24 protein-coding genes and 1 pseudogene are annotated in these 23,361 nt (G+C 64.6%); 17 read left to right on the top strand and 8 right to left on the bottom strand.

Annotated features, from left to right (window positions below; translation table 11 throughout):
- The first annotated feature begins 80 nt into the window (after positions 1-80).
- Positions 81-512 carry a MarR family winged helix-turn-helix transcriptional regulator gene (locus tag QM588_RS07530; protein ID WP_283312432.1) on the top strand — a complete coding sequence of 144 codons (432 nt, stop codon included), beginning with the start codon at positions 81-83 and terminating at the stop codon, positions 510-512.
- 20 nt (positions 513-532) lie between these two features.
- On the opposite strand, the gene QM588_RS07525 is transcribed toward QM588_RS07530, so the two are convergent.
- Entirely contained in the window at positions 533-2,122 is a 1,590-nt protein-coding gene (locus QM588_RS07525) for an amidohydrolase (RefSeq protein ID WP_283312431.1), read from the bottom strand.
- Positions 2,115-3,635 (bottom strand): APC family permease, encoded by a 1,521-nt coding sequence (locus QM588_RS07520; protein ID WP_052053451.1) that lies wholly within the window; start codon positions 3,633-3,635, stop codon positions 2,115-2,117. The genes QM588_RS07525 and QM588_RS07520 overlap by 8 nt, the downstream gene beginning before the upstream one ends.
- A 96-nt stretch (positions 3,636-3,731) precedes the next feature.
- On the opposite strand from QM588_RS07520, the gene QM588_RS07515 reads away from it, so the two are divergent.
- Entirely contained in the window at positions 3,732-4,343 is a 612-nt protein-coding gene (locus QM588_RS07515) for a TetR/AcrR family transcriptional regulator (protein WP_032366821.1), read from the top strand.
- Between the two features lie 22 nt (positions 4,344-4,365).
- Here QM588_RS07515 and QM588_RS07510 read toward each other — a convergent pair whose 3' ends face one another.
- A complete protein-coding gene (locus QM588_RS07510) occupies positions 4,366-4,821 on the bottom strand; it encodes a MarR family winged helix-turn-helix transcriptional regulator (RefSeq protein ID WP_032369239.1) in 456 nt (151 codons plus the stop codon).
- Between the two features lie 160 nt (positions 4,822-4,981).
- Here QM588_RS07510 and QM588_RS07505 point away from each other — a divergent pair, with 160 nt between their 5' ends.
- From QM588_RS07505 to QM588_RS07475, 7 genes are all read left to right on the top strand, one after another.
- Positions 4,982-6,478: an aldehyde dehydrogenase family protein gene (locus QM588_RS07505; protein ID WP_032369147.1), complete on the top strand. Its 1,497-nt coding sequence runs from the start codon at positions 4,982-4,984 to the stop codon at positions 6,476-6,478.
- A gap of 33 nt (positions 6,479-6,511) precedes the next feature.
- Complete coding sequence (locus QM588_RS07500) at positions 6,512-7,615, top strand: NAD(P)-dependent alcohol dehydrogenase (RefSeq protein WP_032369148.1); 1,104 nt, start codon at positions 6,512-6,514, stop codon at positions 7,613-7,615.
- A 133-nt stretch (positions 7,616-7,748) separates the two neighbouring features.
- Positions 7,749-8,819, top strand: a complete 1,071-nt coding sequence (locus tag QM588_RS07495) for an aromatic ring-hydroxylating dioxygenase subunit alpha (protein WP_283312428.1) — start codon at positions 7,749-7,751, stop codon at positions 8,817-8,819.
- On the top strand, positions 8,816-9,061 hold the full coding sequence (locus QM588_RS07490; RefSeq protein ID WP_283312426.1) for a hypothetical protein: 246 nt from the start codon (positions 8,816-8,818) through the stop codon (positions 9,059-9,061). The genes QM588_RS07495 and QM588_RS07490 overlap by 4 nt, the downstream gene beginning before the upstream one ends.
- Complete coding sequence (locus QM588_RS07485) at positions 9,058-10,020, top strand: PDR/VanB family oxidoreductase (protein WP_283312425.1); 963 nt, start codon at positions 9,058-9,060, stop codon at positions 10,018-10,020. Before QM588_RS07490 ends, QM588_RS07485 begins: the two co-directional genes overlap by 4 nt.
- A 58-nt stretch (positions 10,021-10,078) precedes the next feature.
- Positions 10,079-10,858 (top strand): IclR family transcriptional regulator, encoded by a 780-nt coding sequence (locus QM588_RS07480; RefSeq protein WP_167328312.1) that lies wholly within the window; start codon positions 10,079-10,081, stop codon positions 10,856-10,858.
- A gap of 51 nt (positions 10,859-10,909) precedes the next feature.
- Positions 10,910-12,442 (top strand): protein adenylyltransferase SelO, encoded by a 1,533-nt coding sequence (locus QM588_RS07475; RefSeq protein ID WP_283312424.1) that lies wholly within the window; start codon positions 10,910-10,912, stop codon positions 12,440-12,442.
- Positions 12,443-12,511: 69 nt separating this feature from the next.
- Here QM588_RS07475 and QM588_RS07470 read toward each other — a convergent pair whose 3' ends face one another.
- The gene (locus tag QM588_RS07470; protein WP_283312423.1) at positions 12,512-12,715 is read right to left on the bottom strand and encodes a hypothetical protein; all 204 of its coding nucleotides are present in this window, start codon (positions 12,713-12,715) and stop codon (positions 12,512-12,514) included.
- Between the two features lie 160 nt (positions 12,716-12,875).
- Here QM588_RS07470 and QM588_RS07465 point away from each other — a divergent pair, with 160 nt between their 5' ends.
- The 4 genes and pseudogenes from QM588_RS07465 (at position 12,876) to QM588_RS07450 (ending at position 15,730) form a co-directional block, all read left to right on the top strand.
- On the top strand, positions 12,876-13,310 hold the full coding sequence (locus QM588_RS07465) for an STAS domain-containing protein (protein ID WP_283312422.1): 435 nt from the start codon (positions 12,876-12,878) through the stop codon (positions 13,308-13,310).
- Positions 13,262-13,363, top strand: a pseudogene (locus QM588_RS07460) (hypothetical protein); the annotation flags it as partial. The gene QM588_RS07465 and the pseudogene QM588_RS07460, both read left to right, overlap by 49 nt.
- Positions 13,364-13,753: 390 nt before the next feature.
- Positions 13,754-14,038, top strand: coding sequence for a DUF3263 domain-containing protein (locus QM588_RS07455; protein ID WP_283312840.1), 285 nt, complete (start codon positions 13,754-13,756; stop codon positions 14,036-14,038).
- 492 nt (positions 14,039-14,530) lie between these two features.
- The gene (locus QM588_RS07450) at positions 14,531-15,730 is read left to right on the top strand and encodes a glycosyltransferase (protein ID WP_283312421.1); all 1,200 of its coding nucleotides are present in this window, start codon (positions 14,531-14,533) and stop codon (positions 15,728-15,730) included.
- A 12-nt stretch (positions 15,731-15,742) separates the two neighbouring features.
- Here the strand turns inward: QM588_RS07450 and QM588_RS07445 are convergent, their stop codons facing one another.
- Entirely contained in the window at positions 15,743-16,444 is a 702-nt protein-coding gene (locus tag QM588_RS07445) for a GAF and ANTAR domain-containing protein (RefSeq protein WP_283312420.1), read from the bottom strand.
- Positions 16,445-16,567: 123 nt separating this feature from the next.
- Here QM588_RS07445 and QM588_RS07440 point away from each other — a divergent pair, with 123 nt between their 5' ends.
- The gene (locus tag QM588_RS07440; RefSeq protein WP_167735401.1) at positions 16,568-16,717 is read left to right on the top strand and encodes a hypothetical protein; all 150 of its coding nucleotides are present in this window, start codon (positions 16,568-16,570) and stop codon (positions 16,715-16,717) included.
- A gap of 1 nt (position 16,718) precedes the next feature.
- Here the strand turns inward: QM588_RS07440 and QM588_RS07435 are convergent, their stop codons facing one another.
- Together QM588_RS07435 and QM588_RS07430 are read right to left on the bottom strand one after the other, a co-directional pair.
- Positions 16,719-17,144, bottom strand: a complete 426-nt coding sequence (locus QM588_RS07435; protein ID WP_283312418.1) for a nitroreductase/quinone reductase family protein — start codon at positions 17,142-17,144, stop codon at positions 16,719-16,721.
- 60 nt (positions 17,145-17,204) lie between these two features.
- Positions 17,205-17,879 (bottom strand): GntR family transcriptional regulator, encoded by a 675-nt coding sequence (locus tag QM588_RS07430; RefSeq protein WP_283312417.1) that lies wholly within the window; start codon positions 17,877-17,879, stop codon positions 17,205-17,207.
- Between the two features lie 99 nt (positions 17,880-17,978).
- Between QM588_RS07430 and QM588_RS07425 the strand changes: the two genes are divergently transcribed.
- The gene (locus tag QM588_RS07425) at positions 17,979-18,983 is read left to right on the top strand and encodes a 1-aminocyclopropane-1-carboxylate deaminase (protein WP_283312416.1); all 1,005 of its coding nucleotides are present in this window, start codon (positions 17,979-17,981) and stop codon (positions 18,981-18,983) included.
- Positions 18,984-19,091: 108 nt separating this feature from the next.
- Complete coding sequence (locus tag QM588_RS07420; RefSeq protein ID WP_283312415.1) at positions 19,092-20,081, top strand: Lrp/AsnC family transcriptional regulator; 990 nt, start codon at positions 19,092-19,094, stop codon at positions 20,079-20,081.
- 27 nt (positions 20,082-20,108) lie between these two features.
- On the opposite strand, the gene QM588_RS07415 is transcribed toward QM588_RS07420, so the two are convergent.
- A complete protein-coding gene (locus QM588_RS07415) occupies positions 20,109-21,683 on the bottom strand; it encodes an AbgT family transporter (protein WP_080729091.1) in 1,575 nt (524 codons plus the stop codon).
- Positions 21,684-21,934: 251 nt separating this feature from the next.
- Between QM588_RS07415 and QM588_RS07410 the strand changes: the two genes are divergently transcribed.
- Complete coding sequence (locus tag QM588_RS07410; RefSeq protein ID WP_283312413.1) at positions 21,935-23,359, top strand: amidase; 1,425 nt, start codon at positions 21,935-21,937, stop codon at positions 23,357-23,359.
- The last annotated feature ends 2 nt before the right edge of the window (positions 23,360-23,361 follow it).

The following is a 23,361-nucleotide window of genomic DNA, read 5'->3' as shown; positions in this document are numbered from 1 at the left end:
ACCAGACTGAGAAAACCATCAATAATTGAGAAAGTCAATGATTTACGTTTGCTAGAATTACCGCCGATACGAGGAGTCTCATGACCGACATCGCCCCCCTGTCCGACGACATCGGATTCCTGCTGACGCGCGCCGGAACGTCGCTGACGGCCGCCGCCAAAACGGCACTGGCCCCCTTCGAGCTGCGCGTACGTTCGTACTCCGTGCTGGCCCTGGCCTGCGAGCATGCGGACGGACTCGGCCAGCGGCAGCTCGCCGAGGAACTGGGCTTGGACCCCAGCCAGATCGTGGCGTTGGTGGACGATCTGGAGGACCGAGAACTGATCACCCGACGGGTCGACCCCGGCGATCGACGGAACAAGCGAATCCACGCGACCGACGCCGGCCGCGCGCTGTGCGTCGACGCACAGCGCGCGCTCGCGGCGACGCAGTCCGACATCCTGTCCACCCTCGGCGACCGCGGTGTCCGTGAGCTGCGACAGTCGCTGCAGTCGATCGTCCGCGCGCAGTAGAACGTGCACACGTGAGCCGGTCAGCGTTCGTAGACCACGCTCCCACCGACGACCGTCGCGAAGATCGGTAGTTCGGGAATCCGATCCGCCGGACCCATCAGGTCGCCGCCGACTGCAGTGAAATCTGCGGGACCACCGACGACGATGGTTCCGGTCCCGTCCGTCAGACCGGCCGCCGCGGCGGCGTGGGTGGTGTATCCGTCGAGTGCTTGCCGAGCCGAAATCGCCTGCCGGGGTTGACGAGGAGGATCGGCCGTCAGGCCTGCGGGGCGGCGTAGCCGGGCATCGGCCATCACGACTCGGGGATCGAAATGTGCTACCGGCCAATCGGATCCGAGCGCAACGGTCACACCGAGATCGAGAAGCTCGGCCACCGGCCAACCACGGTCGATACGATCGCGGCCCATGCGCCGAGACCAGTCGTCGGCCTCGTCCGCTCGGGTGTACCTGGTGCAATGGGTCGGCTGCATCGATGCGGCGATACCGGCGTCCGCGATCGTTGTCAGATCCTCGGGACAGACGGTCTCGAGGTGTTCGAGGCGATGCCGAACCCCCGTTCCGAGGGCCGCCAGCGTCCGTACGCAGTGGTGCACAGCGGCATCACCGATCGCATGAGTAGTGGTCGACACTGCACGGCGGTCGAGCTCGCGCACCACGGCCGCATACCGTTCCGGGTCGGTCCACGACGGCCGGGTACCGTCGCCGTACAGGTCCGGGTGACACAACCACGCCGTCCCACCTTCGACGGTTCCGTCCATGAACAATTTTGCGCCCGCGTATCGCCACCGCGCCCCGGCGGTACCGTGCACCAGCGCAGCGATTTCTGCGACCCGATCGGCAGGATGATCCGGCTGGACCCAGCCGTACACCCAGAACCGCAGTCCGGCGTCGTCCTCGTCGAGCGCCCGAATCATCTCCACGGTCCCGGGGAGGTCGTCCATGACGTGCACCCCGGTCAGCCCGACCGACGCCATCTCCTCGGTCACGTTGCGTAACAAAGACTTCGCCGCGACGACGTTCTGGGCAGGCATGACCGCCTCCACCAGATGGATGGCCGGCTCCTCGATCAGGTGACCGGTGGTCTTCCCGCCACTGTCCACCGCCACTCGGGCACCGCCGTGGTCGAAGGTCTCTCGGCCGGTCACGCCGGCAATATCGAGTGCAGCCCGATTGGCCAGCGACGAATGCGCGTCGTAGAACCGAATGAGAACAGGGGTCGTGACCGAGTCGGAGATGGCATCGAAGCTCGGAGCTCGGCCGCCGAATACGTTGTGGTTCAAGCCCCAGCCGCGAATCCAACCGTCCGTCGGGTGCGCATCGTGCAGTACCCGACGCACGTCGTCCAGAGTCTCGCACCGACTGAAATCCACGCCGAGTGACATCAACGCGCCTTGCACCACGTGTGTGTGGGCGTCGACCCATCCGGGCGTCAGCGTGCTCCCGGCCAGGTCGATGATCTTCGTTCCGGGACCACTGCAACCCAGGACGTTGTCGGTGCTCCCGAGTGCGATCACTCGGTCGTCTCGAACGGCGACGGCCTGCTGCGGCTCGGCACCATCGACCTGGGTGAGCACCGTGGCGTTCATCAGAATCAGTGTGGCATCAGTCATGTCGCACTCCTCGTGCATCATCGGTAGGTAGTGCGGTCGACGGTCCGGCCTGAGTATCGGGCAGTATCTCGGAATCGATGTCGGTCGTCCCCAGCCGTGCGTACACCTGGGGGCGGCGTGCCCGGATCCACAGGGCCACTGCCGAACCCAACGCGAACACCACGACGGATCCGATGGAGGCGACGGTGTTCACCACCGGGTCGGTCGTCAGGGTGGCGATTTCGATCTTGTCGACGACGAGGTACAGAGCGATTCCGATCAGGACGAACGCGGCGATTCCAGCGAGTGCCGCGCCCCGATCCCGTGCCACTTCTCTACCGCGCAGGAAGAACACGGCAACCGAGAGAGAGGTGAGCCATTGCAGCGCAAGGATTCCCACGGTTCCCGTACTCGCCGTCCACGCAGCCAACTGCAGGACCGGATCGACGTCGGCCGCGGCGAAACACGCGATGGCCACTACGGCCGTCGCCGTCTGCGCGATGCTGGCGATGTGCGGAGACAAGTGCTTGCTGTGCACGTGGCTGAGCCGCACCGGGAAGATTCCTTCACGACCGAGCGCATAGCCGTACCGGGTGATCGCGTTGTGGAAGGCCAGCAGAGCCGCGAGTCCGCTCGAGACGATCAGCACGCGCATCACATCCGTTGCCGCACTACCGACGTAGGTCTGCATGGCGGTGAAGAAGAAACCGGCAGGATCCGATGCAGCCGCGGCGACCGCGTTCTCGGCACCGAACGCCATGACCGCAACCCAGACGATGAAGCAGTAGAAGACCGCGAGGAAAATGACCGCGGCATAGGTTGCGCGGGGGACCGTCCGGTCCGGTCGTACCGCCTCGTTGCGGAACAGGGCGGTTGCCTCGAAGCCCACGAACGCGGCGAACGACACGGCCAGTACCGCCCCCATCGATCCGGTGAAGACGTTCTCGGGATAGAACGGCTGCAGGTTCAGACCACTCGCACCGCCCTTGGCGATCACTGCGATCGCCAATACGAGCAGCACCAGCACTTCGAGAACGAGCAGCACGCCGAGGACCTTGGCCCCCACCCGAATCGATCGGTAGCCCAGCACGGACACGATCGCCGCAGCGACCAACGCCCACAGCCACCAGGGTAGGTCGACTCCGACGAAGTCGTTCATCGTCGCCTTGGTCACCGCTCCGAACAACCCGTAGGTGCTGATCTGCAGGAGGGTGTACCCGGCCACGGCCACCAGAGCGCTACCGAGACCGGCAACTTTGCCCAGACCCATCCGGATGTACGAGTAGAACGCGCCGTTGTTGTGCACGTGCCGCGCCATCTTGGTGAAGCCGATGGCGAAAACCGTGCTGATCAGGCCGGCGCACAGGTATCCGGCGGGAGCGCCGATCCCACCGATCAGCAACGCGATCGGAGCAACGGCCACCATGACGGTGAGCGGTGCCGCTGCCGCGACGACGAAGAAGACGATGTCGCGTGAGTTGAGGCTGGAACTATCGAGGGCATTCGGCTGCCCGGAATGTTGGGGGATGGTCATGGCCGGCTCCGTGTGATTAATCCAACGATGTTTGGTTTTGACGTAACGTAGACCACAGAAGACAGTTTGGAAAGACCCCGGCGAAATGGAGTACACGTGGCAAGGCCGAAGACAGCACTACTCGATGTCGATCGCATCGTCGATGCCGCACTTCAGATCACCGACGCCACAGGCGATTTCACAGTTGCACAGCTCGCCTCCAAACTCGCCGTGCATCCATCCTCGCTGTACCACCACGTGTCCGGAAAAGACGAAGTGATCGATCGAATGCGGGCTCGAATCGGTCGCAAGATCGACAACACGGGCTTCGGAACGGGCCCGTGGGACGAGGCATTGAAGAGGTTGGCGTGGTCGTATCGAGCGGCGTTCGCCCGTCACCCCGGGTCCATTCGCTTGTTCGCGACCTCACGCATCCGCGACCGCGAATCGCTGTCCGAGTACGAGCGAATCGCCGACGGTCTGCACGATGCGGGCTTCGCTTGGCCCGAGGTACTTCCGATCATCATCGCGTTCGACAACTTCATTCTCGGCTCGGCCCTCGACATGGGCAGCGGCGGTAACCTCTACACACCCGACCCGCAGATGCACCCGGCCCTGACTGCTGCGGTGGGCGATCCCGAGGAACAGCCGAACCCCACCGACGTCGCCTTCGAGCTGGGACTGTCGGCACTGCTGACGGGCCTGCAACACCGCCTGGGCAATCGCTGACGCACCCTCCGCTCCTCGAGGCTCAGTGCGCCCCGGTGTGTCCGAGAGCCAGGCGACAACTACGGAGGAAGCCGCGGAATTCGTCTCGTTGACGCGGCGACAGATCGGCGACCATACGGTCCTCCAGGTCACCGATCTGCGCGTCGTACTCTGCGAGCAAGCGTCGTGCTTCCTCGGTCAAGCTCGTGAGCATCCGCCGTTTGTTGGCCGGATCCGTTCGGCGAGTGACCAATCCACGCTTCTCGAGTGCAGCGATCATCTCGCCCATCGTCTGAGCCGTCACGAAGGAATTGCGTGCCAACTCCGCGGACGACAGCCCGTCGCGTCGACGTAGCACCGTCAGCGCGGTGTACTGCACGGCAGTGATGTTCATCGGCCGCAACAGCGCATCCATCTGGGCCCGCACCGCCAGCTCGACCTGCTTGATGGCGTAGAGCAGCGTCGGCTGCTCGCCTGCCGACGACGGCCTCGATGCCACGTTCACCACCTCGCTTTCCGAACTCGCGTGTGCCTGCAGCCTAATTACCGAATGCCGCCGACCGGCACCTGGATCGCCTATTGCTTTCCGAGCATGCGCGCGGTTGTATATAAGGAACCCTGTTAATCAGGTCACAGCCGGCCATCGAAGCGAGGCGTTCATGACGATCACCGACGACAGCGTCACACTCACCCGACCCGACGTCACTCCCGGACGGCTCTTCGTCGACGGTCACTGGCGTGACGCTGCCGCAGGTGGCCGATCCGACGTGCTCGATCCGTCGACGGGAGCGGTGCTCACCTCCGTGTCCGAGGCGTCCGCTGTAGACGTCGACGCAGCAGTGTCCGCAGCTCGCACCGCCTTCGACGACGGCCGCTGGTCGTCGCTGCCCGGACGCGAACGGGCACGCATTCTGCACCGAGCCGGTCAGCTCATCCGCGAACGCGCCGACGAGATCGTGGCCGTCGAAAGCGCCGATGTGGGTAAGCCGGTGTCGTTGTGCCGCCCGGTGGACGTACTGACCTCCGCGGAGCAGTACGAGTACTGCTCCGCACTGGCTCAGACGCTCGGTGGATCGCATCGCGACACTCCGCTGTCTGCGCACGCGTACACGCGCAGAGAACCGCTCGGTGTGGTCGCCGCGATCACCCCCTTCAACTTTCCGCTGATCTTGTCGAGTTCGAAGATCGCGCCTGCACTCGCCGCGGGTAACACCGTGGTCCACAAACCCAGCGAGGACACCCCGCTCAGCGCATTGCTGATGGCTGACATATTGACCGAGGCGGGCGTACCGCCAGGCGTGATCAACGTGGTCACCGGAACAGGTTCCGTTGCGGGAGAGGCACTTCTGCAGCATCCGGGAGTCGACAAGATCGCATTCACCGGGTCAACGGCCGTGGGCAGACACGCTGCCGGGGTCGCAGGCCGCAATCTGGTACCGGTGACGATGGAACTGGGTGGCAACGCCGCGCACATCGTGTTCGAGGACGCCGACATCGACAAGGCGATCGGAGCGATCATCAAAGGGTTCGTCTTCAACTCCGGGCAGTTCTGCATGGGCGGCCCGCGCCTGCTCGTCCAGCGCTCCCGATACGAAATGGTGTTGGACATTCTGGCCCAGGCGGTTCCCGGTGTTCCCGTCGGCGACCCGTTCGATCCGGCCACGGTGGTCGGACCCATGGCCGGAGAGCGGCACATACACAAGGTCGAGGAGTACGTGGACATCGCCCGCCGCGACGGCGGCCGTATCGTCACCGGCGGGCACCGTCCCGACCTGTCCGGGACGCCCCTCGCCGGTGGCTCGTTCTACTCCCCCACCGTTATCGCAGACCTGCCTGCCACGTCGCGGGTCGTTCGAGAAGAGATCTTCGGACCCGTTCTGACGGTACAACCGTTCGACACCGAAGACGACGCGGTCCGCCTGGCCAACGGCACCGAATACGGCCTCGCTGCCGGTCTGCAGACGACGAATGTGGCTCGCGCACATCGTGTTGCAGCACGACTGCACGCCGGCATCGTGTGGGTCAACGACTGGGCGATGCTCGACCCGGCCGTTCCCTTCGGCGGAGTCAAGAACTCCGGCTTCGGCCGTGAGTACGGCCCCGAGGGCCTCGACTCGTACACCAAGGTCAAATCCGTCGTCATCTCGCTCGACTGAATCGAAGGCTCGACCGAATCGAAGGGCAGTGCCATGACCACAACCACAGCGGCAGTAGTCGAATCGGGCGGAGCCGCGTTCACATTGTCCCCGGTCCAACTGGGCGAACCCCGCAGCGGAGAAGTGCGCGTGCGTATCGTCGCAGCCGGCTTGTGCCACACCGACCTGGGCGTCGCCGCGGGCGGGCTGCCGTTTCCGCTTCCCGGCGTCCTCGGCCACGAGGGTGCGGGGGTCGTCGAAGCCATCGGTCCCGGAGTCACCGGCGTGCAGGAAGGTGACCACGTTCTGCTGTCGTTCACCTCGTGCGGTACCTGCGGAAACTGCCGATCCGGTCATCCCGCCTATTGCGCAACGTGGCTGCCGCTCAACCTCATCGGCGGGACTCGCGCCGACGGCTCCAGCCCGATCACGCGCAACGGCACTGCGCTCGGTGGCCATTTCTTCGGCCAGTCGTCGTTCGCGAATCATGCGATCGTGGACGAGCGGAGCCTGGTTCGGGTCGATTCCTCCGCACCGCTGGAGATCCTGGCACCGCTGGGCTGCGGGGTGCAGACCGGAGTCGGTGCCGTGTGGAATGTGCTGCGTCCACGCCCGGGAGATACCGTCGTGGTGACCGGCGCAGGCGCAGTGGGGCTTTCGGCCATCATGGCTGCCGCTCTCACTCCCGCGGCCAAGATCATCGCGGTCGATCGGGTTGCCGAACGTCTGGAACTGGCCACCGAGTTGGGAGCGACCCACGTCGTCGACGCCACCCGCGAGGACACCGCGGCAGCGTTGGCAGAACTGACCGAGGGCTCCGGCGTCGACGGAGCCATCGAAACCACCGGGAACGTAGGGGTGCTGCGCACCGCGATCGATGCCCTGGCCCCTCGTGGAACCGCCGTCGTCGTCGGCGCTCCGCCCTTCGGCACCGAGGTCCCGGTCGACGTCAACGCCATGCTGCCGGGCCGACGCATCGTGGGACTGACCCTCGGCGACAGCGAAACGCAAACCCTGATTCCGGTGCTGGTGGATCTTGTCGTGTCGGGTCGATTGCCCCTGCAGCGCTTGATCACTCACTACCGGTTCGACGACATCAACTCCGCGGTGGCGGACATGATCAGCGGTGCGTCGATCAAACCGGTCCTCCTCTTCTGACCGGGATTCCGACCGGGCTTCCGGCATCCGGAAGTCCGCTCGCACCGGCGGGGTGGCGTGCCACACACTCGATGTCATGAGCGCTGACGAGACGTCAAGCGACCGAACGACTTCTACGTGTTCAGGAGAATCGATGACGACAATCGTCCGTAACCAGTGGTATGTCGCGGCGTACAGCAGAGAAGTGGGCCGAGAGCTGTTCTCGCGCACCATTTGCGGTGAGGCCATTCTGTTGTGGCGCACGGAGTCCGGGGCTGTGACCGCAATGAGCGATCGTTGTGTGCACCGGCGGTACCCACTCTCCGCGGCCCCCAGCCACCTCGATGGCGACACCGTGGTCTGCGGCTACCACGGGTTCACGTACGGCAGCGACGGTGGCTGCGTCTCCGTTCCCGGCCAGAAGCGGGTGCCGAGGACGGCCAGGCTCACCACCTATCAGGTGTACGAGCAGGATTCGTTCGTCTGGGTGTGGATTGCCGACCCGGACGATCCGATCGACGGTGACACCGCTCGTATCCCTCGCGCCCCGTGGATGGACTCCCCGGATTACGCCGTGGTGAGCGGAATGGAGCCGATCTCGTGCAACTATCGGTTGCTCGTCGACAACCTCATGGACCTTTCGCACGAGACCTACCTGCACGGCGGTTACATCGGCACTCCGGAAGTCGCCGACACACCGATCACCACCGAGATCGACGACGACCGCAACGTCATCTACGTTTCGCGGCACATGGACGACGCCGAATGCCCACCGTTCTACTCGAAGTCCACCGGCATCGACACGCGCATCTCGCGTTGGCAGGACATCGAATACACGCCCCCGTGCCTGTACCTACTGCACAGCCGCATCGCTCCGCTCGGATCACCGCTACCCGCGGACGACGGCTCCGACGCCCACGCGTTCCACAGCGAGATCGTGTACGCGATCACTCCGGAAACCGAGACCTCGACACACGACTTCTGGGCTGTTGCTCGTGATTTCGCGATCGACGACGACGAAGTGTCCCAGTTTCTGGCCGAGAACAATCGCACAGTGGTCATGCAGGACGTGGTGGCGCTGAACATTCTTCAGCAAGCATTGGACACCGAAAAGGCCGGCTACCAGGAACTGTCGATCAACATCGATGCGGGCGGCCTCGGTGCGCGTCGGCTTCTGAGCAAGCTCTTCGAGGGCTCGCGAGCAGGTGCCGAGGTGGTGTCGTGACACCGGAACCGAATCGAATGCTGCAGGGTCCCCACGTGCTGCGCGTGGTGTGGGTTCCGGGTACCGACCGGCTGCGCGGCGTCTGCCATTGTGGCTCGTCCCGGCTCGAGGAGGATCCGGCACTGCTGTGGGAGTGGTTGCTCGCGCACCCCATCGGGCACTTCTCGACCGTCGACCCCGGCCATCCCGAGTTGCCCTCGGTGCGAGGCGAACTCGTGAGTCACGTGGGGAGAGCCGAGTGACGCGAAACCTCCCCGAGTGCGACCTGGATCTGATCGTCTCGGACAAGTGCAGCGGCGCGGATGGCGTTGCCCTGCTGCAGTTGCGCAAGCCGGACGGCACAGACCTGCCGAGCTGGACGCCGGGAGCTCATATCGATCTGGAGTTGACTTCCGACATCACCCGCCAGTACTCGCTGTGCGGAAGCCCGGCCGACCGCGACACCTGGCGCATCGGAGTCCTACGAGAACCGGCATCCCGCGGTGGTTCGCTCCATGTCCACGACACCCTTGCCGTCGGCGACACCGTCCGTGTCCGTGGACCGCGCAATCACTTCGAGTTGACCGAATCCGAGAACTATCTGTTCATCGCCGGCGGTATCGGAATCACACCCATCATCACGATGGTGGCCGAGGCCGAGCGGCGTGGGGCCGGGTGGTCGCTGGTGTACGGCGGCCGGTCCCGCGACAGTATGGCGTTCGTCGACGAGCTCGTTTCCCGCTACCCCGGCAACACGACTTTGGTCCCGCAGGACGAAAAAGGACTGCTCGATCTCGACGATCTGCTCGGGACTGCGCGCGTCGGCACGGCCGTCTACTGCTGCGGACCGGGGCCCCTGCTGGACGCCGTGACCGAACGGGCGGGGCACTGGCCCGAAGGAAGCGTGCACCTCGAACGGTTCCGTGCCGACACACTCGATCGGCCGACATCGGGTGCGTCGTTCGAAGTCGAACTTTCGCTGAGCCGACGAACCGTCACCGTGCATCCGGACGAATCGGTGCTCGACGCCGTGACGAACTCGGGAGTGCAGGTGCTCTCGTCGTGTAGAGAGGGAACGTGCGGAACCTGCGAAACAGCCGTTCTCGCCGGCACCGTCGACCATCGCGACACACTGTTGACCGAGGAGGAACGCGGTGCCAACGACACCATGATGATCTGTGTGTCCCGGTCGACGGGCCCCCGGCTCGTTCTCGAACTGTAGAGCTTGTTGTACGACATTCCACACGAATCGAAGCCCGACGAATCGAAGAAAGCACTCCATGACGGCCGAGGGCCCCGCTCGCACCGGTCCGGTGGCCGTACGCGCGCTGACACTGCTGGAGGCGTTCACGCCAGAGCATCCGACCTTGACGTTGAGCGAGCTCGCTCGACGATCGGGGTTCCCGCTCTCCACCACGCACCGGCTCGCGCTCGATCTCGTCGGGTGGGGAGCGATCGAGCGCGATGACCGGACGGGCAGATTCCACATCGGTCTGCGACTGTGGGAGATCGCGTCACTCGCACCGCGGGGCCTGGTCCTCAGGGAAAGCGCGTTACCGGTCATGGAAGATCTCGCCCACGTCACTCAGGAGAACGTGCAGCTGGGAGTACGCGACGGTCACGAGGTCGTGTTCGTCGAGAGAATTCGCAGCCGCGACTCGGTGGCCCTGCGCACGCGCGTCGGCGGCCGTTTCGCGTTGCCGCCCACCGGAGTCGGTCTGGCGCTGCTGGCCCACGCGCCCGCCCACGTGCAGGAGGAGGTGTGCTCGGCACCGTTGACCAGATTCACCGAGCACACCATCTGCGATCCGGACATCCTGCGGCGCACGCTGGCCGATATTCGGAGAACCGGAGTCGCCGTCAGCGACAGACAGATCACCTCGGACGCCGTATCGGTCGCCGCACCGATCTTCGACCGCACTCGCACGATCCGCGCGGCCGTCTCGGTCGTCGTCGACGCCGATACCGCAGCCCCGCACATGCTCGCCCCGTTGCTGCGGGCAGCCGCCCTGAGTATCGAACGCGCACTGTCCCCGCCCGACATATCCGCGCGCTCGTAATGCGCGGAGCACGGTCGGTGTGATTACCCGATCTCGTGGTACCCCTGGAGTATGAGTGAATTCGCGACGGGACCGGTAGCTGCGTCCGACAACCCGCCTTCATCGGTCCCATCGTCATGGGGACTGGAGTCGACGTTGGTGGACGACGTTCCCGGCTTCACGGTGCCGTGGCAGGGCGCACCTGCACCGAATCCGCGGGTGCTGATCCTCAACGAGAACCTCGCCAGGTCACTGGGGCTCGACCCGTCGATGCTGCGCTCCGAGCAGGGCGCAGGCGTGTTGTCCGGGGCTCTCGCACCGGCCGATTCGACCCCCTCGGCGATGGCGTACGCCGGTCATCAGTTCGGCGGATTCGTGCCGTTGCTGGGCGACGGTCGAGCACTACTTGTGGGCGAGCTGCACGACGAACACGGCCGACGAGTCGATCTGCATCTCAAGGGCTCCGGTGCCACGCCGTTCTCCCGCGGCGGAGACGGGCGCGCGGTGGTGAGTGCGATGCTGCGCGAGTACCTGATCAGTGAGGCCATGCACGCTCTGCACATCCCGACCACCCGCTCGTTGGCCGTCGTCACGACGGGTGAGCAGGTGGTTCGAGAGGCAGGTCCGCAGCCCGGCGCAGTGCTGGCTCGGGTTGCCTCGAGCCACCTGCGCGTAGGTACCTTCGAGTTCGCGGCCCGTCGCGAGGGTCTCGCGCAGAACCTCGCCGACTACGCCATCGCGCGTCATTATCCCGAGCTTGCCGAACTCCCGGCAGAGGGCGCGGAGAGTCGATACCTCGCATTCTTCGAGGCCGTCGTCGACAAGCAAGCGCAGTTGGTGGCGCAGTGGATGTCCGTCGGCTTCGTGCACGGCGTCATGAACACCGACAACACGACGATCTCCGGTGAGACAATCGACTACGGGCCGTGCGCGTTCATCGACGCCTACGATCCTGCAACGGTCTTCAGCTCGATCGATCACGGCGGCCGCTACGCGTACGGCAACCAACCCGCCGTCCTGGGTTGGAACCTGGCACGATTCGGCGAAACACTACTGCCGCTGGTCGATTCGGTTCCGGACCGCGCCATCAGCGCGCTGACGACGGTGTTGGACTCCTACGGTGATCGCTACCGACAGCACTACGAGAACCTGATGGCCGCCAAGCTCGGCCTCGATGCGATCGAACCGGACGGCAGTCTCCTCGACGAACTGCACGTGCTTCTGCAGGATCATCGTGCCGACTGGACCCTGACCTTCCGCGCGTTGGCGGAGAATCTGCGGGGCAACGACGCAGATTTTGCGTCACTCGTACCGCACGAGGCAGCTGCACCGTGGCACGAACGATGGCGCGCAGCGGTGCTCGAGCGGGGCCACGACCTCCGGTCCGTCTCGGACGCCATGGACCGAGTGAACCCGGCGTACATTCCTCGAAACCACATGGTCGACGCGGCGCTGGCAGCAGCGACCGAGGGCGACCTCGCGCCCTTCGACCGCTTGTTGTCGGTCGTGACGAATCCGTTCGACAGTCGGGTCGAGCTGTCGGACTACGCCGGACCCGCGCCGGTCGACTTCAGCGCGGGGTTCCGCACATTCTGCGGGACGTGACCGGCTGATCGCAGCAGTTGCGTCGAGACGTCCGCGTCGCAACTGCCCTGCGGCACAGGGAGTTCGGGCCTACATCTCGTCGGGATCCAGGGCGCGCTCGGTCTTTCCTCGACGACTGGTCGCACCCGCTTCGGTCGACGCATGCGCCGTGCGGTCGACGACCGATATCCGCGAAACAGCCAACATCAAGGTCAGCGAGATTGCGTCGGCGCTGATCGAGTCGGTTGCCGAACGAACGAACTCTCGAACCGGCCGACACGGGCAAACGGACACTGAGTATGATTCGGACAGCGTGGTGAAGCCCCTGCCCGCAGTCGACAGCGTCGATGGCACAGGGTTCGCCTCGGTTCTGCACACCGTGCCGGTCTCGGTTACGCCGCAGTGCGCTGTTCGACGAACATGCCACTGCACACGGTAAGGACGGTGACCCCCTATGAAACACAACGAAGCGCTCGGGCTCGGCATCGCCAGCGAGCACCATGACAGCGCAATTGTTCTGCGGGTCAACGGAGAAGTGGATCTCGCGACCGCGTCCGATCTCGCCCACCACATCGAACGAGCGGTCACGGCAGCGCCGGCAGCCGTGATCGTCGATCTGTCGGGGGTGTCCTTTCTGGCGTCCGTCGGCATGAGCGTGCTCATCGCAGCTCGCCGAAAGGCATGCTGCTCAACCTCGTTGGTGGTGGTCGCATCCGGGCCGACCACGGGTCGCCCGATGCATCTGGTCGGACTCGATGCTGCGATTCCGATTTTCACCGATATCGATTCGGCCCTCGAGTCCGTCGGTTCGTCGCTGACGAAGTCAGCGACAGAAACTCCGTGTCGTACAGACCGGCGCACCGACTCCTGTTCCGGCAGCGTGCAGTAGGGGTCACAGTGCGCGTCGGCAACATACTTGCCATCAGCGGTCTCGCCATGTTGGGAGTACCGCTGGTCGGTGCTGCCGCCCTGACGTTCGAGATAGTGCTCGATGTACGCGCCGCAGCCCCGCGGCCACAGTCGTGGCGTCGACGGCCGTCGCGTTCTGGTTCCTACTGCCCCGGATCCACCGCCCTCGGTGACATCCCATCGACAGTGCCTCGCAACCGGCAGTCGACGGCGGAGGAGTCAGGGGTCGAACCTCCGACCCCTGACTCGACCGCACGGCCCGGGCGCGTATGCCGGGCTGGGTATCGACTTCCACGCCCGACGACAGTCCGAACCCGGTATGTGCGACCGATATTCGGCTTTGTATTGCAGGTGCCGGACCCTTGGCACGTGTTCGCGAGCAGTGCTAATTTCGGATCGACAGTCAGTTCCAGGAGGTGGGTTATGCCGAATCGACATACTTCTGCGGGGGCAGAGCGGCCGGTTGCGTTCTATTCCGACACAGACCGCGCCATGATCGACTTCGCCCTGAGATGGGTCAATCACGGAGGCGGACCGGACGACGAAATCCGGTCCGCCTTCTCGATGTCGACTCAGGACTTCTACCGCACCGTGCTGGAGATCCTCGACCGCGACCCAGGCAGCGTGTTCGGTGAGTTCGGCCTCAGCCCCGTCATGGTGACGCGAATCAAAGCCATTGCCAGACGGCGCATCTGGCTTACTCAGTGACCAGCCGGTGGTGAGGCACGCAGACTGTGGACAGGACCGACCAGCGTGATCGACCCGCGTCCTGTGCCACCGGCGAGTTCCACTCGGCTGTAGTGAAACGGGCTGCGTGAGCAGCAACGGCTGCAGCGTCGTCGGTGCCGACACCGGTCTCCCGGTGCTCGGATCCACTCCGGCGACCGTATTCCAGTGTGCGGTAGCCGTACCGAACACGCTCCCCGCTTCGGTCGCAATGGACGTCGACTCTGCCCGTTGTGAACGTTCCAGCAAGGGCGACGCCCTCGTGTCAGGTTTCGCATTGTGGCTCCACGTAATAGAGTGTTGTTCGACGCCCAGTTGCGATGACCGCTCTGGCCGCGTCTCGAGTACGCTGACTCCAAAATCGGGTCGGCATATCCCACACCCTTCACCGGTGCCGGGCTATGCGCCCGAAAGGGGCCGTGCGAACCCATCAGGGATCGAATCGATATGCACGTTGCGCTTGTCTCCGAACACGTGAGTCCGATAATGGATGCTGCCGGCATCGAGGCAGAACAATCGGCTGCCCAGCTCGATCGGCTGGCCTCGTCGCTGGCCCGCGCCGGCACCCGAGTCGACGTATACACCAGGAAGCAGAACCCGGATCACGAGGACGAGCTACTCACCCCCGACGGATACCGGGTGGTCAACCTGTCTGCGGGGCCGACCGTCCCGATGACCGAGGAGCAATCGATTCCTCACACGAGCGCGTTCGCCTCCTCTCTGCGCGATCACTTGATCCGATCGAAACCCGATGTAGCACATGCACATTCATGGGTGTCAGGGCTGGCAACCGTACTGGCCGCCGGCGCGACGGGCGTTCCCACGGTGATGTCGTTCCACGGTCTCGCCGCGACCGACCGATCCGTGCCCCCGACGGCCGGCACCGATTCGGTGGTTCCCCGGGCGGCTATGGAGAAGAAGATCGCTCGATCGGCGAGCCGCATCATCGCGTCATGTCCCGACGAGGCCGACATGTTGACGCGGATGGGCGTCGCCAGAGCCAAGGTGTCCATCGTCCCGACCGGGGTGGATCTGAGTGACTTCGATCCATCCGGACCGACCGCACCACGCACCGATGCCGCTGTTCGGGTGGCGATCGTCGGGTCGGACGCCGACGTGTCGACGATCATCGAACTGCTCGGAAAACTCGAGAACACCGAACTGATGGTCGTCGACGGTGAGCCACGCGATTCGAGCGGCGTCGCGCGTCTACGCACGGTGGCCGCAGCACACGGTATGGCCGGCCGAACGGTGTTCACCGGCCCGGTCCGCCATCGCCACATGTCGTCGCTGCTCAGGTCGGCCGACGTTTTCGTCTGCCTGTCCCCGACCGAATCGGCAGGGATTGCCACTCTCGAAGCCATGGCCTGCGGACTTCCCGTCGTCGCGTACGGAGTGGGCTACGCGGGCGAGCTGGTGATCGACGGAGTCACCGGCAGCTCTGTCGGGCCGGGCGACCGTCGTCGGTTGGCACGAGAGCTCGCCCTCCTCGCACGCAACGAGTCCAGGCGTTTCGAGCTGGGCGTGTCCGGCTCCGACCGTGCGCAATCTCGTTTCTCGTGGGGCCGCATCGCCGAGGACACTTCACGCGTCTACGAGGCGACGGTGCAAACCGGGTCGACACACGACCATCCGGTGCCGCCGACTGCACGCGCTCGTCGGCACACGGTGTGAACAGCCGCGACCCTATCGAGACGAGCGTGCCTTGTTCGATTCGGAACCGAGGTCGACGAGTTCTGCGGCCAAGGTGGCCACCGGGACGTTCTCGGTTTGCGACAGCCGTGAAATCAAGTCGAACGCCTGCACCGCGTCGATTCCGTACCGCTCCATCAACATGCCCTTGGCCTGGCCGATGATGTCCCGTGAGGCCAAGCCGGACTTGAACTGTTCGGTCTTGTTCGCCGCGTACAACGCCACCGCAGCGTGGGTTGCGAGCACGCGACCCAGTTCCTCGTCCTCGTCGCTGAACGCATCACTGGTCAGTGCGAACAGGTTGAGCGCCCCGATGGTGTCCTCGTTGGTGTAGAGCCGGAAGGACATGCTGCTGAGAACCCCCGCGCCCACCGCCTCCGGGCCGAAACGTGGCCAGCGGGCATCGGAGCGGAAGTCGTTGCATCGCACGAACAGCTCGCTTCGTGCGGCGTCGATGCACGGCCCCTCGTCGAGGCGTTCCTGCATGGCGTCCAGGCGAACCGGCAGCTCACTGGTCGCGGCGTGCGACTGGTACTTCTTCGGCCCCGCCACCACGAGAATATCGGCGCAATCGACCGCGGGTATCAGAGATCTGGCGCTCTCCGTCACGCCGCGCAGGGTCTCGTCGAGACTGGACGGTGCGAAGAAAGACCTCGTCGCTTCGGCAATCGCCTGTGTCAGGTCGCGAGCTGGCATCGATCGATCAGGTCCCATACCTGACGATGCTAATCAAGAGGAATCGATCGCTCGACGGTTGAGCCCACCGTAAGCGGGGCATGCAGAGCGCAGCAACCAACCGACCGACGATCAGGAGTGCTCATGACGATGCCGACCGACGCAGGTGCAGAGATTCCATCCGAGGGCAGCAACGACGGACCGCGCGAAGAATCTCGAGACGAGGCTGCAGTCGGTGCTCACGTCGACGAAGAGAACGTCCCGCATCCACCCGAGGACGACACGCAGAACTGATTCACTCGGCGGTCGGGGTCAGGCGGAAGATCGGGAACCGCCTGCCCTCGGCCGTTTCCGTGTATTTCGCGAATCCGTCCGAGGCATCGAGGAATTTCTGCCACTGCCGGTCCCACTCGGATTCCGGAATCTCGTCGGCGTCGACGGCAACGGTGCGAATGCCTCCGTCCCCGGGTGCCTCGATGTCGATGGCCGGATGGGCGCGCAGATTGTGCACCCACGCTGGATCTTTCGGTGACCCGGCAGCCGAGCCGACCACCAACCAGCTCTCTCCCTCCGGAATCGCCATGAGCGGGTTGAGCCGCACCGCACCGCTCTTGGCACCGATCGTGCGCAGAACGACGAGCGAATCACCGAAGCCGGCCGTGGACACGTGGCCATTGTTGCTTCGGAACTCGTCGATGATGATCTCGTTGAAGTCGGCCATGGGCCGATTATGCCGCCGATGCGGCGCGGCCACTCCGCTTTTCGCCGGCGTTCGACGGTGTCAGCTTCCTGGTATTCCGTCCTCGTGATCGACGAGCAAAGACAACGACTCCCAATTCTCCTGCACGGCAGCGGCCGCACCGTCCGCGTCACCCTCACTGCACAGCGTGATGATTCGTTCGTGTTGGGCTATCGAATCGCGGCCCACCAGCGAGGCGAATCGTAGCCGTTCGAGCCGGCGCAGGGTCGGCGTCACCTGCTCGAGAACCGTGACGACGACCTGATTCTGACTCGCTTCGACGGCGACTGCGTGGAATGCGTCGTCGCCGGCCAGCGCGAGGTCCACATCGCCTCGGGTGAATGCGGCGGCGAAATCCTTGTTGGCGCGACGCATCGCGGCGATGTCGCGCTTGTTCATCAGCGGTACCGCCGTCCGGATCGCGAGTGCATGCATCGACGCCGCGACCGCCTGCGCGTCCAGCACCGCCTTGCGTTCGATGGTCGACACGATGGTCGAACGCCCGGGCTGGGTGTGTACGAGGCCGGCCAGTTCCAGCCTGGCCATGGCGTCGCGAATAGGTGTCCGCGACACCCCGAGCCACTGCTCGAGTTCGGCATCCCGCAGCCGCTCGCCGGGCGCGAAGGTGCCGTCGACGATGGCGTCGCGAATCGAGACGTAGGCGTTGTCGCGCAGCAGGGAGCGCTTGTGTTTTCCGAGCTCGACGGGGACCGGCATGCAAAATATCGTAGCCCACCGCTTTCGCTGTCGGACCTCCCGACGTACAGTATGCGATATATTGCATCCTGTATGACACACCGATCAAAGGAGCAGCACGTGGCGATCGCCGACTTCGAGCGTTACCCCCTCACCTTCGGCCCGAGCCCGGTTCACCCGATGGAACGCCTGAGCGCACATCTCGGCGGGGCCAAGATCTGGGCCAAGCGGGAGGACGTCAACGCAGGATTGGCCTACGGCGGCAACAAGACTCGCAAGCTCGAGTACATCGTCCCGGACGCTCTCGCGCAGGGTGCCGACACATTGGTCTCGATCGGTGGCGTGCAGTCCAACCACACGCGGCAGGTAGCGGCGGTCGCGGCAAAGCTCGGACTCAAAGCAGTTCTCGTGCAGGAGAAGTGGGTCGATTGGCCGGATTCGGTCAACGACAAGGTGGGCAACATCCTGCTCTCCCGCATCATGGGTGCAGATGTCCGCCTCGATCCGTCGGGCTTCGGAATCGAATTCAAGGACAGCTGGCAGAAGGCCATCGAGGACGTCGAGCGAGCGGGCGGCAAGCCCTACGCCATTCCCGCGGGCGGCTCCGACCACAAGCTCGGCGGACTCGGCTTCGCCAACTGGGCGTACGAAGTACAGAAGCAGGAAGAGGAGCTCGGCGTCTTCTTCGACACGATCGTCGTGTGCAGCGTGACCGGGTCGACGCATGCCGGCATGATCGCCGGGTTCGCCGGACAGGAACGGCCACGTCGAGTGATCGGCATCGATGCGTCCGCCAAGATCGCCCAGACCCGCGATCAGGTGGCCCGAATCGCCCGTAACACCGCAGAACTCATCGAACTGGGACGCGAGCTTCGGGACGACGAGATCACCGTCCTCGAAGGCTGGGCCGGCGACTACTACGGAATTCCCGTCGAATCCACGATCGAGGCGATCAAGCTCACCGGCCGTCTCGAAGGCGTGATCATCGACCCGGTGTACGAGGGCAAGTCCATGGCCGGACTGATCGATCTGGTTCAGCAGGGCGATATCGGCAAGGACTCCACCGTTCTCTACGCGCACCTGGGTGGTCAGCCCGCCCTCAACGCGTACAGCGGAATCTTTTGAGCTGGACTTCGCGGTACCGGTGCCCGAGGATCGACAGGTGATCCTCGGGCACCGAACCTGTTTCTGCACCGGCCGACCCGAGTCGGCACGACGAGCGAAGGTGTACGCATGAGGCAGCGCTCCGACGAATTGGACTCGCTGAGTTGCCGAATCACGGCGGCGCTGCAGGTAAATCCCCGGGCGTCCTGGGTCAGCATCGCCGAGGCGCTCGGTGAACCCGAACGCACCGTCACCCGACGCGGCAAGGAATTACTCGATTCCGGGGACGTACGCGTGGTCGGCGTCATCGGCGCGACAGGCGCGGTCGTTCTGCGAGCTCGATGTCACGTCGGTATGGCACGTGCGGTGGCAGTCGGGTTGGCGCGCCGCGACGACACGATGTTCGTGTACGCCACGTCGGGGCACGAGGAATGCGTCGCCGAAGTCCTGGTCGACGATGCCCATCTGGCGGATCTGATGCTCGACGACCTACCCGGCATCACCGGGATCAGACGCATTCGGGTCGATCCCATCACGCGGGTCTATCGCTCGGTCCGCGAGTGGCGGCCGGCGATTCTCGATTCGCACCAGATCGCGGCCCTGACGCCTCCCGTACACGAGGGCTATCAACCGGACGGCCGTGTGGGACCGGATATCTCGACCCTGCACCGCAGCATTCTGCGCGTCCTGGCCGAGGATGCCCGGACGCCCACCTCGGACATCGCGCGCGTCGTCGGCGCTACCGAGAACACTGTCCGACGCCACATGGACACTCTGGAACAGACCAACAAATCCCGACTGCGGGTGGTCGTCGAACCGGCGTTGCTGGGGTATTCGGCGGAAGCCCTTGCCTGGGTCAAGGTTCCGCCTCGACACCACGAAGCACTGGTCGAGCTATTGCTCGCACATTCCGAGGTTCGATACGCGGTGGCCCTCGCGGGCTCGGACAGTCTGCTCGTCAACCTCGCGTGCCCGGACCGAATGGCGTTGCATCGCATGACAACTGCGTCGGACTGGGCCGCCCTGGCCGACGCGATCTCGGTGATGTCGATTCTGCGGGCCACCAAACGCAGCGGCAACCGTCTGCTGGCCGCGGACTCCGCGTCGTACCTGTATTGATCCGGTACGACGCGGCAGTCACTGCGGTCAACGGATCGGTGCGCCGGGGCCGAGCGGGATGCCGAGCATGTACCAGACTGCGAACAACGCCGCCCACACGATCAGCATGCCCAGCGCGACAGGGATGGTGAACGAGGCGAGGGTACCGATGCCTGCATTCTTCTTGTAGCGCTGGATGAGTCCGAGGGTGAGCACGAAGTAGGCCGACATCGGGGTCATCGCGTTGGTGCAGGAATCGGCGATTCGGTAGACGGCCTGGGTGGTTTCGGGGTTGACGTCGATGTACATGAGCATCGGCACGAGAACCGGGGCCAGCATCGACCACATGGCCGAACCACTGGTGACGAGCAGGTTCATCACCGAGATCAGCACCAGCATCATGGCGAACACCACGAGGGGGTGTAATCCCCCGGCTTTCAGCAGTTCCGCGCCCTCGACCGCAACGACGTTGCCGATGCCGGTCCACTTGAAGTAGGCGAGGAACTGCGAAATCGCGAAGAACAGCACCAGGATCGGAGCAAGGGTCTTGATGCCGACGGCCATCGATTCCGGAATCTCACGGAGCTGCCGAAGACTGCCGGTAGTGCGTCCGTACACCCATCCGACCAGGACGAAGGCGATCGCGATGAAGAACGCGATGTTCTGCAGCACGATCGACTGTACGAACCCGCCGTCCTCACCACGCAGCGGCGACGAGGGAGGAAGCAGTGCCGCGACGACGACGGCCACGTACACCGCCAAAGCTGCTCCGGCGCGGCGCATTCCCTTCTTCTCGATCGGCTCGAGATCGAGTGCCAGCTTTTCTGCGCCGTCCTCGACGCCCTCGTCGGCATCGAGATTCATGTGCTTGGCCATCACCAACTCGACCACCAGGGTGATGAAGATCGAAATCACCAGGGACGACGCGAGACTGAAGAAGTAGTTGTCCACCGGGGTCACGCTGTAATCGGCATCGACGATCTGAGCGGCGGAGGTCGTCAACGACGACATGATGGCATCGCTGGGTGTGATCAACGGTGACGCGTTGTAGCCACCGGCGATGGCGACGAAGGCCACCATCATGCCCAGCACAGGACTTCGGCCCGCTGCCTTGAACGCCATTGCCGCCAGCGGAAGGACGACGATGAACGCCGCGTCGAACATGACGTGAGACATGGTCCCGGCGAAGGCAACCGAGAACGTCACCCACTTGGCGGGCAGCTTCACGATGGTGGCGCGCAGCAGCGTGGTGAGCACACCGGAATGCTCGGCGACGGACACACCGAGGATGACGGTCACGATGATGGGGAGCGGCGCGAACCCCGCGAAGTTGTCCAGTGCCGTTCCGAAGATCATGGCTACGCCGTCACTGCTGAGCAGGCTGCGGACCATCGACACCTCACCGGTGCTGGGTAGCACCACCCCGGTGCCCAGTGCGGCCAGGATCGCGCTGACCACTGCCAGCACTGCGGCCAGAAGCCAGAACAGCAGGAAGGGGTGCGGCAGTTTGTTGCCGACGCGTTCGATACTGGACACGAGACGGAACAGCGTCTTCAGTCCCCAGGGCATTCGTGTTTCGGGCGCATCCGCAGTTGCCGGTGGACCGTCGATCTGACTGGACATGATTGACTCTCTTTCGCATACCGTCGGATTGCGACCGAGCCCCGGGCTCGGATGTCCTGCTCACTCAAGTCGGTTCACGTTGCCGATATGTTGCATGTGTGAAATTTTCGGCCGTCTGAGCGAAACCGCCAATCCAACGGCGAAAACGCTCAAAGGACGACGATAGCCCGGTGGACTCCGCGCGGTGGTGCAGTCTTGAAACAGGCTTCCGACAACAACTCCGGCCGATCCGGATCGAAGCGAGGAGTTTCATGACCGGCGACATTCAGTCACTGTCCCTGCGCGCGCTCGCGGCACACATCCGCGATCGCGAGATCTCGGCCCGCGAGGCGCTCGAGTCGCATCTGGCTCGCATCGACGACGTCAACCCCATCGTCAACGCGATCGTGACCTTCGACATCGATGGGGCCACCGAGCGTGCGAGTGCAGCAGACCGCGCAACGGTGTCCGGCGAGGTACTGCCCGTCCTGCACGGCGTCCCGATGACGCACAAGGACAATCACCTGACCGCCGGTCTGCGCACCACTTTCGGCTCGCCGATTCTGGCCGAGAACATCCCCACCGAGGACTCGGGCATCATCGCCCGCCTCAAACGCGCAGGTGTCAACACCACCGGCAAATCCAACGTTCCCGAATTCGCTGCCGGCTCACACACTTTCAATCCGGTGTTCGGTACCACCACCAATCCGTACGATCCGACTCGCAGTGCCGGCGGCAGCAGTGGCGGTGCCGCCGCCGCCATCGCCGCCGGGATACAACCGGCGGGCGACGGGTCGGACATGGGCGGGTCGCTGCGCACTCCGGGATCGTTCTGCAACCTCGTCGGATACCGGCCGTCGTTGGGCCGAATTCCGATGCTGCCCGCCAAGAACCCGTGGGCCTGGATCGCTCGGCAGGGCGTGCTCGCGCACGACATCGAGGACGTGCGTTTTCTGATGCGCGCGCTCGCCGGTCCGGATGCGTCCAGCCCTCGTGGTCTCCCGCTCGACGACTCGTACCGCTCGGAAGAGGCCGGCTCGCTGCGTGGACTGAAAGTCGCATGGACAACGGATTTCGGTCTCGGCGTACCCGTCGACCGTGAGGTGATCGACGTCCTGAGCCGCCAACTGCACGTGTTCGAGCAACTCGGTGCCAGTGTGGACGTCGATTGCCCGGACCTGTCCGACGCAGACGAGGTGTTCCAGACGACGCGTGCGTTCGACTTCGCCACCGCCTACGGGCACCTGTTGGACGAACACCGACACCGCATGAAGAGCGCCGTGCAGTGGAACGTCGACAAGGGAATGGCGCTCACGACACGAGACATGATCTCCGCCAACACCGCTCGCAAGAATCTCGATACTGCAGTGCGGCAGTTCTTCTCGCGATACGACGTGTTGATCGCGCCTGCCGTTCAGGTACTTCCGTTCCCCGCGGACGAGGAGTACCCCGCCGTCGTCGACGGCACCCCGATGACCAACTACCTCGATTGGATGCGGGCCGCTTCGCTGATCTCGGCAACAGGCCTACCGTCGCTGTCGATGCCCGGCGGCTTCAGCTCATCCGGCCTTCCGGTTGGATTGCAGATCGTCACCGCCGACCGCGCCGATCAACTGCTGCTCCGGGTAGCGCATGCCTTCGAGGCCGAGACGGCATTCCACCGTCGTGCCCCCGCATCGGCGGCCGCCACCGTCTGACA

The sequence above is a fragment of the Rhodococcus sp. IEGM 1354 genome, from assembly GCF_030056855.1.
Classification (GTDB): Bacteria; Actinomycetota; Actinomycetes; order Mycobacteriales; family Mycobacteriaceae; genus Rhodococcoides.
This window is presented reverse-complemented; position numbering and strand designations above follow the sequence as displayed.